General features: G+C 72.6%; 19 protein-coding genes and 1 tRNA gene. 8 read left to right on the top strand and 12 right to left on the bottom strand.

The genetic code is table 11. The features are described 5' to 3' along the window. Window positions 1-94: 94 nt before the first annotated feature. The 4 genes from hpt to dacB are packed head-to-tail and all read right to left on the bottom strand — an operon-like array spanning window position 95 to window position 4,200. The gene (gene hpt, locus HGK68_RS01980; RefSeq protein WP_425483672.1) at window positions 95-634 is read right to left on the bottom strand and encodes a hypoxanthine phosphoribosyltransferase; all 540 of its coding nucleotides are present in this window, start codon (window positions 632-634) and stop codon (window positions 95-97) included. An 11-nt stretch (window positions 635-645) separates the two neighbouring features. Continuing rightward, window positions 646-1,785 (bottom strand): tRNA lysidine(34) synthetase TilS, encoded by a 1,140-nt coding sequence (gene tilS, locus HGK68_RS01975; RefSeq protein ID WP_169164450.1) that lies wholly within the window; start codon window positions 1,783-1,785, stop codon window positions 646-648. Between the two features lies 1 nt (window position 1,786). Further along, window positions 1,787-2,758: a zinc-dependent metalloprotease gene (locus HGK68_RS01970; protein WP_169164449.1), complete on the bottom strand. Its 972-nt coding sequence runs from the start codon at window positions 2,756-2,758 to the stop codon at window positions 1,787-1,789. A 20-nt stretch (window positions 2,759-2,778) separates the two neighbouring features. Continuing rightward, window positions 2,779-4,200: a D-alanyl-D-alanine carboxypeptidase/D-alanyl-D-alanine endopeptidase gene (gene dacB, locus HGK68_RS01965; protein ID WP_169164448.1), complete on the bottom strand. Its 1,422-nt coding sequence runs from the start codon at window positions 4,198-4,200 to the stop codon at window positions 2,779-2,781. A 137-nt stretch (window positions 4,201-4,337) separates the two neighbouring features. Here dacB and HGK68_RS01960 point away from each other — a divergent pair, with 137 nt between their 5' ends. Next, a complete protein-coding gene (locus HGK68_RS01960) occupies window positions 4,338-4,835 on the top strand; it encodes an inorganic diphosphatase (RefSeq protein WP_169164447.1) in 498 nt (165 codons plus the stop codon). A gap of 61 nt (window positions 4,836-4,896) precedes the next feature. Here HGK68_RS01960 and HGK68_RS01955 read toward each other — a convergent pair whose 3' ends face one another. Further along, window positions 4,897-6,252, bottom strand: a complete 1,356-nt coding sequence (locus HGK68_RS01955) for a C40 family peptidase (RefSeq protein WP_169164446.1) — start codon at window positions 6,250-6,252, stop codon at window positions 4,897-4,899. A 365-nt stretch (window positions 6,253-6,617) separates the two neighbouring features. Here HGK68_RS01955 and HGK68_RS01950 point away from each other — a divergent pair, with 365 nt between their 5' ends. Genes HGK68_RS01950 through HGK68_RS01930 form a run of 5 tightly spaced genes read left to right on the top strand, consistent with a single transcriptional unit; the run spans window position 6,618 to window position 11,922 of the window. Next, a complete protein-coding gene (locus HGK68_RS01950) occupies window positions 6,618-7,934 on the top strand; it encodes a bifunctional o-acetylhomoserine/o-acetylserine sulfhydrylase (RefSeq protein ID WP_169164445.1) in 1,317 nt (438 codons plus the stop codon). Further along, window positions 7,934-9,115 (top strand): homoserine O-acetyltransferase MetX, encoded by a 1,182-nt coding sequence (gene metX / locus HGK68_RS01945; RefSeq protein ID WP_169164444.1) that lies wholly within the window; start codon window positions 7,934-7,936, stop codon window positions 9,113-9,115. The genes HGK68_RS01950 and metX overlap by 1 nt, the downstream gene beginning before the upstream one ends. Before the next feature lie 21 nt (window positions 9,116-9,136). After that, window positions 9,137-9,961 (top strand): maleylpyruvate isomerase N-terminal domain-containing protein, encoded by an 825-nt coding sequence (locus HGK68_RS01940; RefSeq protein ID WP_169164443.1) that lies wholly within the window; start codon window positions 9,137-9,139, stop codon window positions 9,959-9,961. A gap of 18 nt (window positions 9,962-9,979) precedes the next feature. Then, entirely contained in the window at window positions 9,980-10,957 is a 978-nt protein-coding gene (locus HGK68_RS01935; protein ID WP_169164442.1) for a zinc-binding dehydrogenase, read from the top strand. Further along, window positions 10,954-11,922 carry an alpha/beta hydrolase gene (locus HGK68_RS01930; RefSeq protein WP_169164441.1) on the top strand — a complete coding sequence of 323 codons (969 nt, stop codon included), beginning with the start codon at window positions 10,954-10,956 and terminating at the stop codon, window positions 11,920-11,922. The genes HGK68_RS01935 and HGK68_RS01930 overlap by 4 nt, the downstream gene beginning before the upstream one ends. Window positions 11,923-11,935: 13 nt before the next feature. Here the strand turns inward: HGK68_RS01930 and HGK68_RS01925 are convergent, their stop codons facing one another. Both HGK68_RS01925 and HGK68_RS01920 read right to left on the bottom strand, forming a co-directional pair. Continuing rightward, complete coding sequence (locus HGK68_RS01925; RefSeq protein WP_169164440.1) at window positions 11,936-13,075, bottom strand: hypothetical protein; 1,140 nt, start codon at window positions 13,073-13,075, stop codon at window positions 11,936-11,938. Window positions 13,076-13,213: 138 nt separating this feature from the next. Further along, a complete protein-coding gene (locus tag HGK68_RS01920) occupies window positions 13,214-13,507 on the bottom strand; it encodes a thiamine-binding protein (RefSeq protein ID WP_169164439.1) in 294 nt (97 codons plus the stop codon). 161 nt (window positions 13,508-13,668) lie between these two features. On the opposite strand from HGK68_RS01920, the gene HGK68_RS01915 reads away from it, so the two are divergent. Continuing rightward, window positions 13,669-14,073: a DUF4383 domain-containing protein gene (locus HGK68_RS01915; RefSeq protein ID WP_169164438.1), complete on the top strand. Its 405-nt coding sequence runs from the start codon at window positions 13,669-13,671 to the stop codon at window positions 14,071-14,073. Continuing rightward, a complete protein-coding gene (locus HGK68_RS01910) occupies window positions 14,070-14,636 on the top strand; it encodes a hypothetical protein (RefSeq protein WP_169164437.1) in 567 nt (188 codons plus the stop codon). The genes HGK68_RS01915 and HGK68_RS01910 overlap by 4 nt, the downstream gene beginning before the upstream one ends. A 91-nt stretch (window positions 14,637-14,727) precedes the next feature. Here HGK68_RS01910 and rplA read toward each other — a convergent pair whose 3' ends face one another. From rplA to HGK68_RS01885, 5 genes are all read right to left on the bottom strand, one after another. After that, window positions 14,728-15,447 carry a 50S ribosomal protein L1 gene (gene rplA / locus HGK68_RS01905; protein ID WP_169164436.1) on the bottom strand — a complete coding sequence of 240 codons (720 nt, stop codon included), beginning with the start codon at window positions 15,445-15,447 and terminating at the stop codon, window positions 14,728-14,730. Window positions 15,448-15,541: 94 nt separating this feature from the next. Beyond that, window positions 15,542-15,973 carry a 50S ribosomal protein L11 gene (gene rplK, locus HGK68_RS01900; RefSeq protein WP_169164435.1) on the bottom strand — a complete coding sequence of 144 codons (432 nt, stop codon included), beginning with the start codon at window positions 15,971-15,973 and terminating at the stop codon, window positions 15,542-15,544. An 89-nt stretch (window positions 15,974-16,062) separates the two neighbouring features. Then, window positions 16,063-16,875, bottom strand: a complete 813-nt coding sequence (nusG, locus tag HGK68_RS01895) for a transcription termination/antitermination protein NusG (protein WP_169164434.1) — start codon at window positions 16,873-16,875, stop codon at window positions 16,063-16,065. Window positions 16,876-16,921: 46 nt separating this feature from the next. After that, entirely contained in the window at window positions 16,922-17,209 is a 288-nt protein-coding gene (secE, locus tag HGK68_RS01890; protein WP_169164433.1) for a preprotein translocase subunit SecE, read from the bottom strand. 106 nt (window positions 17,210-17,315) lie between these two features. Then, window positions 17,316-17,388: transfer RNA gene (locus HGK68_RS01885), tRNA-Trp, on the bottom strand. Between the last annotated feature and the right edge of the window lie 82 nt (window positions 17,389-17,470).

Below are 17,470 nucleotides of genomic sequence, written 5' to 3'. Positions count from 1 at the left end.
CGACTTCAGCAGGGATTGAGTGGTGATCGGGCCGCGATTGAGTGGCCACACCCGCGCGGGCGGGTGGGAATCGTGCCCAGTTGAGCGGTGGCGCTCAGTGCGAGTAGACGTGCGGTGCCAGCGTGCCGACGAACGGCAGGTTCCGGTACTTCTCCGCGTAGTCGAGTCCGTAGCCGACCACGAACTCGTTCGGGATGTCGAAGCCCACGTAGCGCACGTCGACCTCGACCTTCGCGGCGTCCGGCTTGCGGAGCATGGTCGCGATCTCGACGCTCGCCGGGCCGCGGCTGCGCAGGTTCGCCAGCAGCCAGGACAGGGTGAGCCCGGAGTCGATGATGTCCTCGACGATCAGCACGTGCCGGCCGGTGAGGTCGGCGTCCAGGTCCTTGAGGATCCGCACCACACCGGATGACTTGGTGCCGGAGCCGTAGGAGGACACCGCCATCCAGTCCATCGACACCGGGGTGCTGATCCGGCGGGCCAGGTCGGCCATCACCATCACGGCGCCCTTGAGCACGCCCACCAGGAGCACGTCCTGCCCGGCGTAGTCCGCGTCGATCTCGGCGGCGATCTCGTCCAGGCGGGTGCCGAGCTGCTCCTCGGTCAGGAGCACGCGCTCCAGGTCCTCGCCCATGTCCTCCACGTTCACCGCTGCGGCTCTCCTTGCTGGTGCTGGACGTCGTGTTCGGCGGCGGTGTGGGTCGCACCCGCGCGCAGAGCAAGCCTGCCACACCCGCGGGAGACGACCACACGCCCGGGCAACGGGATCGGCCCCTGCCCGTGCCAGTCGGTGAGCAACGCCTCCACCGCGAGCAGGTGGGTGCGGGTGAGCGCCGCGGCGGGGACCCCGGCGCGCAGTGCCGCCAGGCGTAGCACCCGGCGGCGGACGGCGGGGGGCACCGGGAGCAGAGGGGCGATCTCGACCAGCAGCTCGGTCGGGACGCGGGGCACCTCGGCGGGGCTGGTGGGGTTCGTCCCCGGTCCCTGGTCAGCCGGTGCCGTCACCGGGCGCGCGCCCGCGGACACCGCCGCTCCGGCCACCGACTCCGCCCAGGCGTCCAGCGCGTCGGCGTCCTCGCGCAGCGAGGCCGCCGTCCTGGCGAGTGCGGCCGACACCCCCGGTCCGAGTTCTGCCTCGAGCACCGGCAGCACCCGGTGCCGCACCCGCGAGCGCAGCGGGGCGTCGTGGTCGTCGACGGCCGGGGTGTTCGTCGGGTCGTGCCAGGGGTCGAGGCCCTGGGCGTCGCAGGCAGCGGCGGTGTCGGTGCGCGGCAGGTCGAGCAGCGGCCGTCGCCACCGGTCCCGGATCACCGCCATGCCGGACAGTGACCGCGCGCCCGATCCACGGGCCAGGCCGAGCAGCACCCCCTCCGCCTGGTCGTCCCGGGTGTGACCCAGCAGCACCGTGGCCGCGCCGAGTTCCTCCGCCGCCGCCGCGAGCGCCGCGTACCGGGCCTGCCGGGCAGCCGCCTCCGGCCCACCGGCCCCCGCGACCAGCACCCGGCGCACCCGCACCGGGTCCAGCCCGAGCGCCCGGCACTGCTCCGCAGCCCGCTCGGCCACCACCGCGCTGTCGGGCTGCATCCCGTGGTCGATCACCACCGCCCCGGCGCGCAGGGTGGACGGTCCGTGGTCCCGAACGGCGAACGCGGTGGCCGCCGCGAGCGCGAGGGAGTCGGTGCCCCCGGAGCAGGCGACCAGCACCAGCGCCCCGTCCGGCAGATCGGCGCAGGCGTCCGCCACCGCTCTGCGGGTACGGGCCACCGCCGGATGCGGACCTGGCATCTCAGCCGTGCACCCGTCGCACCCAGGCCGCCGGGTCGGCGATCTCCGCCGGGCTGGGCAGCTGGTCGGGTGCCGACCAGATCGCGTTCAGCCCGTCCCGACCGACCCGGCGCCGCACGGTGCGCACGAAGGCCGCGCCCTGCGCGTACTGGGCCATCTTCACGTCGACCCCGAGGACGGTGCGGACCACCCGGCGCAGGCCGGTCGCCCGGGCCCCGGCCGCACGACGGCGGCCGAACCGGCGGCGCAACAACCGCACACTCGGGATCACCGCGGTGCCCACCGCGTCCATCGCCACGTCGGCATGCCCTTCCAGCAGGGACATCACCGCACCGATCCGGTCCACCTCGGCGCGCTGCTCCGGGTGCAGCAGATCCAGCGGCGACAGGCTGCGGGCCCGGGCGGCGCGCGCCAGGGCGGCGGGACTCACCCGCGGCTGCTGCGCCCACAGCGCCGCGACCCGGTCCGCCAGGTGACCGGCCAGCCACGGGGCGGCGGCGAACTGCAGCACGTGGGCCTGCTCGTGCAGGGCCACCCAGAGCCGGAAGTCGTCCGGGGGGACGTCCAGCCCGCGTTCGGTCGCCAGCACGTTCGGCGCGACCAGCAGCAACCGGGGCCGGTCGGCGCCCCACGGCTCGACCTGGCCCAGCACCGACCCGGACAACAGGGCCAGCGCTCCGGCGAGTTCGATCCCGGTGCCCGCGCCCCGGCGACTCCGCTCGGCGCGGGTGACCCGGTGCAGCGCCCGGACGTTCGCCCGCGCCCAGGTGCCCCGGTCCACCACCAGGGTCTGCGGGGCCTCGGGCGGCTCCAACCCGGTCACCCGGGCGGCATGCGGCAGGGCGGTCGCGGCGGCGGAGCGCAGCGACTCCACCAGGAGCGCCCGCTCGACCAGGGTCGACGGCGGCCCGGGGCGGACCAGCGTCGGGGCGAGCCGGGCTGCCAGGTCCCAGTCGACGGCGGGTGCGCTCATCCGCCCACGGTAGCCACGGCTCAGCCCTGGCACCCGCAGCCGGCCAACCCGGTGACGAAGGAATCGATCGCCTGGCGCGGGCCCCACTGGCCGCCCTCACCGGTCTGGTCGGCCATCACGACGTAGAGCAGCATCCGACCGTCGGCGTCGACCACCAACCCGGCCAGGGAGGTCACACCCTTGAGCGATCCGGTCTTGGCCCGCACCACGCCGGTGCCCGCACCGGAGGTGAACCGGTCCGACAGCGTGCCGGTGAGGCCACCGATCGGCATCCCGGTGCCCACCGCCCGCAGCTCGGGGTGAGCGGGGTCCACGATCAGCTGCAGCAGGCTGAGCAGCATCGCCGGGCTGAGCCGCGATCCCTCGGCCAGTCCGCTGGCGTCGGCCAACGCCGCCCCGGTGATGTCCACCCCCAGGCCGCGCACGGTCTGTAACACCGCCTGGGTCGCGCCCTCGAAGCTGGCCGGGAAGCCCTGCTCCACTGCGACCATCCGGGAGACGACCTCGGTGATGGTGTTGTCCGAGTGGTCGAGGAAGTACGCCACCACATCGGGGAGCGGCGCGGAGGACACCGTGGCGAGGGTGTCGCCCCGGGTGTAGTCGCCGGACACCCGGGCGGGCGATCCCTGCACGCTGATCCCTTGGTCCGCGAGCCGCTGCACGAAGACCTCGGCGGCGTTCATCGCCGGGTCCGGGTAGCGCGGGGCGTACTCCTCGTCGGACATCTTGGCGATGTCCACCCCGAGGGCGGCCACCGGCGCGGCGTACCCGGCACCCACGTCGGCCGGGTCCCAGCCCGGGGCGAGCAGGCTGCCGGTGAACAGGGTGTCGTCCACGGCGAGGGTGACCGAGGTGATCCCGGCCAGCTGCAGCTTCTGCGCGGTGGCGGTCGCCAGGTCGGCCAGCCCGGCACGACCGTTCACCACCTGCGGGTCGCCCGCCCCGGCCGCCAGCATCATGTCGCCGCCGCCGATCAGCACGATCTGGTCGGAGGCCCCGCCCTGCACCACCGTGGTGTCGAAGGTGGTGTCGGCATCCAGCTCGGACAGCGCGGCGACCGCGGTGACCACCTTCTGGGTGGAGGCGGGGGTCCGGCCCTGGTCCGGGTTGTTCTGGGCGAGCACCTGCCCGGTCAGCGCGTCGGCGACCAGCACCCCGACGGTGGGGCCGAGGCGGGGATCGGTGGTCAGCCCGGCCACCTGACCGGCGAGCACCGAGGCGCTGGGCACCGGGGCGGCCGGGTCCAGGTCGGTGAGCACGGTGGCGTCGGTGGTCAGATCGGTGGCGGCCGGTGCGGTCGGGAAGGGTGCCGCCGGGTCCGGTTCGGGGGCGAGGGTGAGGAATCCGGGTGCCACGTCGTAGGCATCGGCGGTCAGGTACCCGCCACCGGCCAGCACCAGCACCAGGGCCGTGACCCCCACCGTCCGGGCAGCACGCGCCACGCGTCCGTCTCCTCGCTTCGATCCAGCGTCCCGCCGCCGGGCCGCGTGCGTCACACTAACGTCACGCCTGCGGCCGTGTGAGGATGTGGGCAGCAGGGTCCCGCCGCAGGGAGCCATGTCCAGACGAAGGAGCGGGTGTGGAGTTCGACGTCACGATCGAGATCCCCAAGGGTCAGCGGAACAAGTACGAGGTGGACCACGCCACCGGGCGGATCCGGCTGGACCGGATGCTGTTCACCTCGACCCGCTACCCGGACGACTACGGGTTCATCGACGGCACCCTCGGCGAGGACGGCGACCCGCTGGACGCCCTGGTGCTGCTCGAGGAGCCGACGTTCCCCGGCTGCCTGATCCGGTGCCGCGCCCTGGGCATGTTCCGGATGCGCGACGAGGCCGGCGGCGACGACAAGGTGCTGTGCGTGCCGACCGGTGACCAGCGCGCCGCCTGGCGCCAGGACATCGACGACGTCTCCGACTTCCACCGGCTGGAGATCCAGCACTTCTTCGAGGTCTACAAGGACCTGGAGCCGGGCAAGTCGGTCGAGGGCGCGCACTGGGTCGGCCGGGCCGAGGCCGAGGCCGAGATCCAGCGCTCCATCCAGCGGGCGGCGGACGCCGGGTACAACGACCACTGAGTCGCCCGCACACGACGAAGCCCCTGACACCGGTCGGTGTCAGGGGCTTCGTGCTGGGTGCTCAGGGACGGCCGGCGTAGGCCATCGAGTTCGACCAGCGCACCGAGGCGATCTTCACCACGTCGCCGGGCTTCGGGGCCTCGATCATCTGACCGTTCCCGATGAACATCGCGACGTGGTAGATGCTGCTCGCGTCGTTGGCATTGGTGCCGTAGAAGATCAGGTCGCCGGGCCGCAGCTCGTTGTAGCTGATCTTCTGCACCTGGCGGTACTGGTCGCGGGAGGTGCGGTTCAGGCTCACCCCGGCCGAACGCCAGGCGCCCTGGGTCAGCCCGGAGCAGTCATAACCGGTCGGGCCGGTGCCACCCCAGATGTAGGGCTTGCCCAGCTGCGTCTTCGCCCAGGCGATGGCGGTCTCCGCCGAGCTGGCCGAGCCGGAGGAGCTGCCGCTCGGCACGCTCGGCTTGCTCGGGGCCGGCGTGACCGGGGTCGGGTTGCTCGGGGCCGGGTTGCTCGGGGCAGCCGGAGCGGCGGGGTTCGACGGCGTGCTCGGCGCCGCCGGGGTGCTCGGCCCGGGAGCCGACGGTGTTGCGGGTGCGGACGGTGCCGACTGGGTCGGGGCGGGCTCGGCGGCGCGCTCGGTGCGGGCGGCAGCCTCGGCCTGGGCCTGGCGCTCGGCGTCGATCTGGTCCTGACGCTGCTGCTCGACCTCGGCGGTGGTGTTCCGCGCGGCGGCGAGCTGCTGGATCAGGGACTGGCGCTGGGCGGCGGCACTGGCGACCGCGGCATCCGCGTCGGACTGGGCGTCCTCGGCCGCGGTGAGCGTGGACTGTGCGGCGTCGGCGGCCGACTGCTTCGCGGTCTGCGCGGCGTCGGCCTCCTCCTTCAGAGTGCTCGCGACCTGGTCGGCCGCCCGGTAGGACTGCACTGCCTGATCGGCCTTGGTGCTGACCAGACCGAGCGCCTCGCTGCGGGCGACGACGTCCTCCAGGCCCTCGGCGGAGAGCACCGCCTGCAGGTCGTCCATCGACCCGCCGTTGCGGGCCGCCTCACGGGCGATGGCGACCAGGGTGGAGCGCGCGGACTCCAGGTCGTCCTGCGCACCCGCGTACTTGGACTCGGCGTCGGTGGCCGCCTGCTGGGCGGTGGCCAGGTCGGCCTGCGCCTGGGCGTAGGCCTCGGCCGCCTGCTGCACGGCGATCTGGGCCTGGTCGCTGGTGGCGGACAGCTGGGCCAGCCGCACCTCGATGTCGGCCACAGAGTCGGCCGCACTGGCCTCGGCCTGCTGTGCCTGACGGACGTCGTTGTCGCTGACGTCCGGGTCGGCCATGGCCATGCTGCCGGGGACGACGAGCAGTGCCGCGGCGATCACCGCGGCGGCCGCGCGCCCGGTCCGCCGACGATTCGGTTGCCTCACAGAGCCGTCCCTCTCACATCAGTCAGGTGTTCCGCGGCGACGCTACCCGCCTTCTTCACAGAAGTGAACTGTCGTCACAGTTTTCACTGACGTCACAGCAGTAACATTCGGGACGAATCGGACAGACTTTCACCCATCCAGGTGCCGACGGGTAGCCCATCTCACTGGGCAAGACGCCGGTTCCATCTGGTGGATCGTCGGTCGTAGGGTCCAGACATGACCTGCCGAATGTGTCGCTGACCAGCGCACGCTCGGCTGTGCCCGTGGGCCGGAATCCGGCCAGTGGCATCCGGCACCCTCTTGGCACCGCGGCGTGCGCCCCGCTCCCCCGAAGCAGCCCCGCCCCGCACACCCCAGGAGAAACCATGTCGCAGCAGTGGTCCTTCGAGACCCAGCAGATCCACGCCGGCCAGACCCCGGACCCGACCACCGGCGCCCGCGCGCTGCCGATCTACCAGACCACCAGCTACGTGTTCCCCGACGCCGGGGTCGCCGCCGACCGGTTCGCCCTCAAGGACCTCGGCCCGATCTACACCCGGATCGGCAACCCCACCGTCGAGGTGGTCGAGAACCGGATCGCCGCCCTGGAAGGCGGGGTCGGCGCCCTGCTGGTCGCCAGCGGCCAGGCAGCCGAGACCTACGCGATCCTCAACGTCGCCGAGGCCGGCAGCCACATCGTCGCCAGCCCCAGCCTGTACGGCGGCACCTACAACCTGCTGCACTACACGCTGCCCCGGCTCGGGATCGAGACCACCTTCGTCTCCGACCCGCAGGACCCGCAGGCATGGCGCGACGCGGTGCGACCGAACACCAAGGCCTTCTACGCCGAGTCGGTGCCCAACCCCAAGCAGGACGTGCTCGACATCGAGACGGTCGCCGGGATCGCCCACGAGGCGGGTGTGCCGCTGATCGTGGACAACACGGTCGCCACCCCCTACCTGATCCGGCCGCTGGAGCACGGTGCCGACGTGGTGGTGCACTCGGCGACCAAGTACCTGGGCGGCCACGGCACGGCGATCGGCGGCGTGATCGTCGACGGCGGCACCTTCGACTACGGCGCCGACCCCGAGCGCTACCCCTCGTTCAACCAGCCCGACCCGTCCTACGACGGCCTGGTGTTCGCCCGGGACCTGGGCAAGGACGGCGCCTTCGGGGTGAACCTGTCCTACGTCCTGCGCGCGCGGGTCCAGCTGCTCCGCGACCTGGGGGCGGCGATCAGCCCGTTCAACGCCTTCCTGATCGCCCAGGGCCTGGAGACGCTCTCGCTGCGGATCGAGCGGCACGTCGCCAACGCACAGCGGGTCGCCGAGTGGCTGGAGGCGCGGGACGACGTGCTGTCGGTGACCTACGCCGGGCTGCCGAGCCACCCGCAGTACGAGCTGGGCCGCAAGTACGCGCCGCGCGGCACCGGCGCGGTGCTGGCCTTCGAGATCGCCGGGGGTGCGGCCGCCGGGCAGGCGTTCGTCTCCGCCCTGGAACTGCACTCCAACGTCGCCAACATCGGCGACGTCCGGTCGCTGGTCATCCACCCCGCCTCGACCACCCACAGCCAGCTCACCCCGGAGGAGCAGGCGCAGTCCGGCGTCACCCCGGGGCTGGTCCGGCTCGCCGTCGGCCTGGAGGGGATCGAGGACATCCTCGCCGACCTGGACGCCGGGTTCCGCGCCGCCAAGGGAGCCTGATGCCGCAGCACCGCGTGGCGAGCCCCCGCATCGTGCCCGAGGGCCCGCCCCGGGCGTCCTCCGCCTGGCGCGAGGGCGACCCGGTGGGCCGTCGGCGGTTCGTCGACCTCGGCCCCCTGGCGCTGGAGGCCGATGGCTTCCTGCCCGGGGTCCGGCTGGCCTACGAGACCTGGGGCACCCTCGCCCCCGATCGGTCGAACGCCGTGCTGGTGCTACACGCCCTCACCGGTGACGCCCATGTCACCGGGGACGCCGGACCCGGCCACCCCACCCCCGGGTGGTGGTCCACCCTGGTCGGGCCCGGCGCCCCGATCGACACCGACCGCTGGTTCGTGGTCGCCCCCAACGTGCTCGGCGGCTGCCAGGGCAGCACCGGCCCGTCCTCCCCGCACCCCGACGACGGCCGCCCCTGGGGCAGCCGGTTCCCGCAGCTGACTGTCCGGGACCAGGTGGCGGCCGAACTGCGGCTGGCCGACGCGCTGGGCATCCGGTCCTGGGCCCTGGTGGTCGGTGCCTCGATGGGTGGGCAGCGCGCCCTCGAATGGGCCGTCACCGCCCCGGACCGGGTCCGGTCGCTGGCCGCGATCGCCACCAGTGCCCAGACCTCCGGCGACCAGATCGCGTCCTTCCACACCCAGCTCACCGCGCTGACCGCCGACCCCCGGTTCCGGGGCGGCGACTACTACGACGCGGCCGACGGCGACGGTCCGCACGCCGGGCTCGGCCTGGCCCGGCAGATCGCGCACCAGACCTACCGCAGCGCCGAGGAGCTCAACACCCGGTTCGGCCGGTTCCCGCAGGGCGGCGAGCAGCCGCTGTCCGGCGGCCGGTTCGCGGTCCAGTCCTACCTGGACCACCACGGCGACAAACTCGCCCGCCGGTTCGACGCCAACACCTACGCCGTGCTCACCCGCTCGATGATCACCCACGACATCGGCCGGGACCGGGGCGGCGTCGAGGCGGCGCTGCGCCAGATCACCGCCCGCACCCTGGTCGTCGCCGTCGACTCCGACCGGCTCTTCCTGCCCGAACAGTCGGCCCGGATCGCCGCCGGAGTGCCCGGTGCCGCGCCGCTGCACACCCTGCACACGCCCTACGGGCACGACGGGTTCCTGATCGAGTTCGAGCAGCTGGGGCCGATGGTGCGGGGGCACCTGGAGAGCACCGGGCACCCGGAGTGATCCGCGTGCGACCCTGTCCCCATGCGCCTGCGCCCTGACGACCTCGCCGCCCGGATCGACCTGCTGGCCCGCCAGTGGGACACCCTGCGCGACTGGGTCGGCACCGCCGTCACCGTCCGCGAGCGCGGATCGGCCTCGGTGCTGGACGGGTGGACGGTCGCCGAGCTGGTCGCCCACCTGGGCCGGGCGATGGAGGCACTGGCGGTGTGCGAGCCCGCACCGGAAGGCACGGTGCCCGCGACGCTGGCCGAGTACCTCGGGGGCTACGCCGGGCGGGCAGCCGACATCGCGGCGGTGACCCGGGACCTGGCGGAGGAGATCGCCGACGACCCGCTGCGGCAGGTGGACGAGCGCGCGCGGGCAGCCCTGGCGCGTGCGCGCGAGCTCGGACCGGAGGACCGGGTGGTGCTGGCCCGGCGTGGACCGGTGCTGCTGTCCACCATGCTGGCCTCCCGGATCACCGAGCTGGTGGTGCACGCCGACGACCTGCAACGGTCGCTGGCCCGCTCCCGGGGCGCGGCACCGGGCAGCCGGGCGGAACTGGGCGACGGGATCGGTCCGCTGCCGGGGGTGCCGGGTGGGCTGGGCCCGATCGGCGGGCTCGGCGACGGCGTGCAGTCGGGTGGCCCGATCGACGGCGACGCCCTGGACCTGGTGGCCCGGGAGCTGCTGACCATCGTGGTGGCCCGGGGCGGCTGGGATCTGGAGGTGGCGCAGCCGTTGACCTGGGTGCGGCTCGCCGCCGGGCGGGTGCCCTACGACGTCGACGTGATGGCGGCGGCGCTGGTGCCCCGGTTCTCCTCGGATGCGGTGCCGGACCTCGGTCGCATGCTGCCGGTGCTCTGACCGGCCTAGGGTCGCAGCATGCTCGCCGCACAGGTCACCGCCTTCCACCCCGACGATCCGCTGGCAGGGCTCACCGTCGGTGAGCATCCCGAGCCGGAGGCCCGGGAGCACTGGACCACCGTCGACCTGCGGGCGGCGGCGCTGAACCAGCACGACCTGTGGTCGCTGCGCGGCGTGGGTCTGCGGGCCGAGCAGCTGCCGATGGTGCTGGGCACCGACGGTGCCGGGGTCACCCCCGACGGCCGCGAGGTGGTGCTGCACGCGGTGATCGGCGGCGGGTCGGGCCACGGCGTCGGCCCGGACGAGCCCCGGTCGCTGCTGTCCGAGCGCCACCCCGGCACCCTGGCCGAACGCACCGCCGTGCCGACCTGGAACCTGGTGGACAAGCCCGCGGAGTTGTCCTTCGCGGAGGCCGCGTGCCTGCCGACCGCCTGGTTGACCGCCTATCGGATGCTGTTCACCACCGGCGGTGCGAAGCCCGGTCAGCGGGTGCTGGTGCAGGGCGCCGGAGGCGGTGTCGCCACGGCCGCCCTGCTGCTGGGCGCCGCCGCCGGGCTCGAAGTCTGGGTCACCAGCCGCGACGCGGCCCGCCGGGAGCGCGCCCTGGGCCTCGGTGCTGCGGGCGCCCTCGCCCCCGGTGACCGGCTGCCCACCCGGGCGGATCTGGTGATCGAGACGGTCGGGGCCGCCACCTGGTCGCACTCGGTGCGGTCGGTGCGTCCGGGTGGACGGATCGTGGTCGCCGGAGCGACTACCGGTGACCCGGAACGGATGGAGCTGCAACGGATCTTCTTCACCGAGATCCAGGTTCTGGGCGCCACCATGGGCAGCAAGGAGGACCTGGCGGCGCTGCTGGCGTTCTGCGCCCGCACCGGGGTGCGACCGATCGTCGACAGCAGCTATCCGCTCGCCCGGGCCGCCGACGGGCTGGCACGCTTGGCCCGCGGCGACCAGTTCGGCAAGGTGGTCCTGACAGTCGGCGGGGAGGCGCAGTGACGCAGGAGTGGCAGCAGGACGTGCTCGGCCCGGACTACCGGGCACTGACCCTGGAGCTGGCCGACGACGACGAGGGCGCGGTGGTCGCCACTCTGGTCCGGCACGCGCCGCCCACCCCCGAGCCGCTGCGGCCGTCACGGGCGGTGCTCTACCTGCACGGCTGGTCGGACTACTTCTTCCAGACCGGACTCGCCGAGTTCTGGTCCGGGCAGGGGGTGGCCTTCTACGCCCTCGACCTGCGCAAGTACGGCCGCAGCCTGCGCCCGCACCAGACCCCCGGTTACGTGGACGACCTGGCGACCTACGACGAGGACATCGAGGCGGCCCTCGCGCAGATCAAGCAGGACCTCGGCGACCCGGCCCGGGTGATGCTGATGGGCCACTCGACCGGCGGCCTGACCGCGACGCTGTGGGTGGACCGCCACCCGGGGCGGGTGCACGGTCTGGTGCTGAACAGCCCGTGGCTGGAGTTGCAGGGCTCCTCGGTGGTCCGGCACTTCAGCGCCCCGGCAGTGGCTCGACTGGCGAAGCTGCAGCCCAAGGCGCCGCTGCCGAATGTCGACCCCGGCTTCTACGCCCGCACCGTGCGCAAGGCCGACGGCGGCGAGTGGACCTACCAGGACGAGTGGCGGCCCACCCCGTCCTTCCCGGTGCGGGCCGGTTGGCTGGCAGCGGTGATCGCCGGACACGCCCGGGTCGCCCGCGGCCTGGACATCACGGTGCCGGTGCTGATGATGGCCTCCGCACGCAGCCTGATCAGCCCGTGGTGGAACGAGGACATGCGCGGTGCCGACACCGTGCTGGACGTGGAGTCGCTGGTCCGGCGGGCAGTGCACCTCGGCCCGGTGGTGACCGTGGTCCGGATCACCGGGGGGCTGCACGACCTCACGCTGTCACCGGCGCCCGTGCGGGCACGGTTGTACGCGGAGATCGCTCGCTGGTGCGCGGGCTACGGCTGGGAGTGACCCCGCTGACGCCCTAGAGGACGCCGACCGCCTCACCCAGACTCGGGCCGTCGGCGCCGAGGTGCCACAGCCGCCAGCCGTCGGCCGGTCGCTCCAGATCGGCGGCGGACACCGCTGCCTGACCCGGGTCGGCGTGCAGGCTGCCGTCCTCGAGTTCGATCATGCCGTCGGTGCGCAGGGTCGCCGTCAGCCGCTGGTTGCGCCGGACCCGCACCCACAGCAGCTCCACCGGCTGCCGCTCGGCGGCCGCGAACGCCGCGAGCTCGGGCAGCGGGCCGTCGCCGCGCACCGGGGGGATCACCGTGGTCGCGTCCGCGGGGACCGGTCGGGGCTCACCGGCCGGGGTCGGCACCGCGGGTGCGCCGCCGTGGTGGCGACGACGCCGGGTCAACGGTCGCTCGGTGGCGGTGGGCGTCGGCTGAGGCGGTGCCGATGCGGCCGCACGGGACGGGTCGTCGACCTGGGCGGCCGGTCCGGCCGGGGCCTCGGAACGGGCGGTGGTGTCGGTGGGCGTGGCGCGGGCCGTCGGAGGAGCGGACACGGTCGGGATCGCACCCGTCGCCGACCCCGGCTCCACCGGACGGCGCTCCCGCGGAGCGCCCGGGCGCAGCGGCGAGACGTCCAGATAGCGCCGACCGCCGGGCCCCTCGGTCACGCCGAGCCGCAGCACGTCGACCTGGGTGCCGGAGGTCAGGTACTCGACCGCCTCCTGCAGGCCCTCGGCGATGTCGCCGCAGACCAACACCAGGCGCACGCCCTCACGGCCGGTCCGCTCGGAACGCACCAGCGGCGCCCGGTCCCGGAACACCGCCAGATCGGCCTCGAACGCCTCGGGGCCACCGCGGTACAACCGGGCGATGTCCGAGCGGCTCATCCGTGCGGCACCACCGGCGTGCCGCAGCGCGCGCAGCAGGGTGCTGGCGTCGAGCAGCTGCACGGCCTCCACCACCACCGGTTGGGCGGCAGCGTCCAGGGCGAGCAACTGGGAGCCGTCGCCGGCCCCGATCTCACGCACCGTCAGCACCGGCTCACCGATCAGCTCACCGGCGTTCTCCGCCACCAGAGCCGCGGCGTCGCGGTCGAAGGAGTCGGCACTGGGCCGCATCGGCTGGACGAGCGTGCCGTGGCCGTCGTCGAGCTCGAAGATCGCCATTCGTCGGTTGCTCCATCCCACTTGCATCCCCTGACCCGAGTACCCGGGTCGCCGCACCGAAGTCTTTCATCCCGCCGGGCAGCAGCCGGTCGAACGTGGACCTTCTGCACAGCATGTCCACGCTCCGCTGCGGCGGCCCTAGCGCTCGAGTTCGGCTTCCAGTCGTTCCAGCTTGCCGGTCAGCTCACCGGTGTGGCCGGGGCGGATGTCCGCCTTGAGCACCAGACTCACCCGACCGGCGTGCGCCCCGACGGCCTCGGAGGCCCGGCGCACCACGTCCATGCACTCGTCCCACTCGCCCTCGATGGTGGTGAACATCGCATCCGTCCGATGCGGCAGCCCGGACTCCCGGACCACCCGGACGGCGTCGGCCACCGCCGCCGCCACGGACTCACCTGCACCGAGTGGGGACACCGAGAACGCGACCAACATGTCCCCACCCTCCCGTACCTGTCCGGAGCCGTCCAGCCCCGGGCCGAAACTCTCCCCGGATGCTCACCCATCCGATCCACAGCAGACTCCGAACCTCGGTCGTGCACACCGGTGCACGCGCGTTCGGGGTCCACCGGGCCCCGGGAGGAGAGGACACCATCATGAGCAACTCTGTGAACCGCCTGGTCGGCGGCATCTTCGGCGTGGTCTACCTGCTGGTCGGCATCGTCGGCTTCTTCATCACCTCCGGCGTCGACTTCGCCGGGACCGAGGGCAAGCTGCTGATCGTGTTCGAGGTCAACCCGCTGCACAACATCATCCACCTGCTGATCGGCGCCCTGCTGGTGGCCGGTGCCGCCTCGTCGGTCCGCGCCGCCAAGTCCGCCAACACCGCGGTCGGCGCCGTCTACCTGCTGGTCGGCATCGTCGGTCTGTTCCTGGTCAACTCCTCGGCGAACATCATTGCGCTGAACGGTGCCGACAACGTGCTGCACCTCGGCTCGGCGATCCTGCTCCTGGCCGTGGGTCTGGGTGCCGACAAGACCGTGGCGCCGGCCCGGGCATGACCACCGCCCATGTCGGTCAGCTCCGGCTGACCGACCTCCGAACCCGGGAGCGGGCCACCGGTGCGGTGCTGCCCACGGCCACCCGGATGTGGGCGGCACTGGCTGCCCTCGGGTTCGGGCTGGTCACCCTCGGCATCGGTGCCGGGCACCTGGACCACCACCTCCCGGTCGGCATCGCGCTGACCGTGGCGGGGGCCCTCGGGATCGGGTGGGCGGTGCTCGCCCTGCGCGGCACCCTCCCCCGACCGCGCCCGGCCACCCTGACGCTGGTGGTGCTGGCACCCGCGGTCCTGTTGAGCGCCCCGCTCACCGGGACCGCACTCACCGCGGCGGAGGCCTCCGCCCTGGCCCTCGGGCTGGGCGCGGCGGTGCTCACCGCCCTCCATCTGCGGTGCGGGGTCGAGCAGAGTGCCCCGCCCGCAGGACGCCTGGCCCTCGCGCTGTTCGTCGGCGCGATGCTGATCGCCGCCGTCATCGTCCCCGGACTGGCGGCGACCACTGCCGGCGAGCACGCTGTGCCGCACGGCAGTCATGGGCTTCCGACCGAAGAGCACCACCACTGACCCGACGGGCTCCTCACCCGTCGGTGCATGACGAACGGCCCCGGTCCCCCTCACGGGGGGCCGGGGCCGTTCGTTCGAGTGGGGCGCTACCTCAGGCAGCGTCCTCCTCGGAGGTGAGGTTCCGGGTCTTGGACTGGTCGACCAGGATGCCGGGGCCGTTGGTGGTCGAGATGGTCGCCTTGGAGATGTAGCGACCCTTCGACGCGGACGGCTTCAGACGCAGGATCTCCTCCAGCGCGGCGGCGTAGTTCTCCACCAGCTGCACATCGGAGAACGAGGTCTTGCCGATGATGAAGTGCAGGTTGGAGTGCTTGTCGACGCGGAACTCGATCTTTCCGCCCTTGATGTCGGACACGGCCTTGGCCACGTCCATGGTGACGGTGCCGGTCTTCGGGTTCGGCATCAGACCACGCGGGCCCAGCACCTTACCGAGACGACCGACCTTGCCCATCAGGTCCGGGGTGGCGACCGCGGAGTCGAAGCCGGTCCAGCCGCCGGCCACCTTCTCGATCAGCTCGTCGCCGCCGACCTCGTCCGCGCCGGCCTCACGGGCCTGCTCGGCACGCTCGCCGGTGGCGAAGACGATGACGCGAGCGGTCTTGCCGGTGCCGTGCGGCAGGTTGACCGTGCCACGGACCATCTGGTCGGCCTTACGCGGGTCGACACCGAGACGCATGGCGACCTCGACGGTCGCGTCGTACTTGGTGGTCGACGTCGCCTGGGCCAGGCGGATCGCCTGCAGCGGGTTGTAGACCTCGCCCGGCTCGATCTTCTCGAGCGCGGCGCGGTATGCCTTGCTGTGCTTTGCCATCTGCTTCTCCCAATCGTGAGCAGTCGTGGTCATCGGGCCGCACTGGCCCTGCCACTACGAACGCCGGGCGATCCGGCGCTCGCATCAAGCGGTGTCAGTCGTTGACGGTGATGCCCATGGACCGAGCGGTGCCGGCGACGATCTTCATCGCCTGCTCGATGTCGTTCGCGTTCAGGTCCGGCATCTTGGTGGTGGCGATCTCGCGCACCTGGTCGGCCGAGATCGAGGCGACCTTGACGGTGTGCGGGGTCGGGGAACCCTTGGCCACACCGGCGGCCTTCTTGATCATCTCGGCGGCCGGCGGGGTCTTGGTGATGAAGGTGAAGGAACGGTCCTCGTAGACCGTGATCTCCACCGGGATCACGTTGCCGCGCTGCGACTCGGTGGCCGCGTTGTAGGCCTTGCAGAACTCCATGATGTTCACACCGGCGGCACCGAGGGCCGGACCGATCGGGGGGGCCGGGGTCGCGGCACCCGCGTTGATCTGGAGCTTGATAAGGCCGGTGACCTTCTTCTTGGGAGGCATGCGCCATCCCCTTCCTTGTTCGTGGACCGACGCCGTGGGCGATGACCCGGTTGCAGTGCCGTCGCGGGCGGCTCAGGCCGCCCTGGGGCTCAGATCTTGGCGACCTGGCTGAACGACAGCTCGACCGGGGTCTCCCGGCCGAAGATGGAGACGAGGACCTTGAGCTTCTGGTTCTCGGGGTTGATCTCGGAGATCGTGGCCGGCAGCGTGTCGAAGGCACCGTCGGTGACGGTGACCGACTCGCCGACGGTGAAGTCGACCTCGATCGGGGTGGCGCTCTTGCCGGACTGCGCCTGCCCACCGGAGGCGGCGGCCGGAGCCTTCTCCTCGATGGTCGGGGCCAGCATGGAGAAGACCTCGTCGAGGGTCAGCGGCACCGGCTGGTGGGTGTGGCCCACGAACCCGGTCACGCCCGGGGTGTGCCGGACGGCGCCCCACGACTCGTCGGTCAGGTCCATCCGCACCAGGACGTAGCCGGGGATCCGGACGCGGCGCACGACCTTGCGCTGCGCGTTCTTGATCTCCACGACCTCTTCCATGGGGACCTCCACCTGGTAGATGAAGTCCTCCATGTTCAGCGACTGGGTGCGGTTCTCCAGGTTCGCCTTCACCCGGTTCTCGTACCCGGCGTAGGAGTGGATGACGTACCAGTCACCGAGCTGGGACCGCAGCTGCGCCTTGAACGCCGCCACCGGGTCCTCGTCGACGTCGGACTCAGGCTCGGCCTCCACGACCTCGTCGTCCTCGGCCAGCTCCTGCGGCTCGGCTGCCTCGTCGCCCACGGCGTCGGCTGCTTCGATCGCGGCCTCGTCCTCCGTGGCCTGCACCGACGTCAGGGCATCGTCGAGCTGGGCCGCGTCAGCTGCGGCGCCGACCTCGGGCTCCTGCGATTCCTGCGACACGTACTGACCTGCTTTCTGCTGCGGATGAAGAGGGGGACGGTCGGCGTCAGCCGCCGAAGATCCACCGGGTGAGCTGTCCGATGCCCAGGTCGACCACGGTCACGAAGGCCATGACGACGGCCACGAAGACCAGCACCACGATCGTGTAGGTGACCAGGTCGGAGCGGGTCAGCCAGACGACCTTCTTGAGCTCGGCGACCACCTGGCGGATGAACAACGCGATCCGCGCGAACAGTCCGCGACGCTTCTCGGGCGTGCCGGTCTTGCCGCCGGACTTGGTGGTCCGGGTCGGCTCGTCCGCGCCGGACGCCGCCACCGGTGCCGATTCGCTCACGGTTCGTTCCCCTACGTCTAGGCGACGCCGTGCGGCGTCTGATCATCGGTGGCCAGCGATCGAACCGCCGTCCGTGTCACGGAGCGGCGGGCCGTGACCACACGCGCAGGGCAGGCGAGACTCGAACTCGCAACCGCCGGTTTTGGAGACCGGTGCGCTACCAATTGCGCCACTGCCCTACGGCGGCGTCCCATGCCACGAGGCTCCGCGCTGGGCACGGCTCATCATGGCGGAGGTCAACCACCGAGGGACCACTGTACG

Source organism: Cellulomonas taurus (genome assembly GCF_012931845.1).
GTDB lineage: Bacteria > Actinomycetota > Actinomycetes > Actinomycetales > Cellulomonadaceae > Cellulomonas > Cellulomonas taurus.
This window is presented reverse-complemented; position numbering and strand designations above follow the sequence as displayed.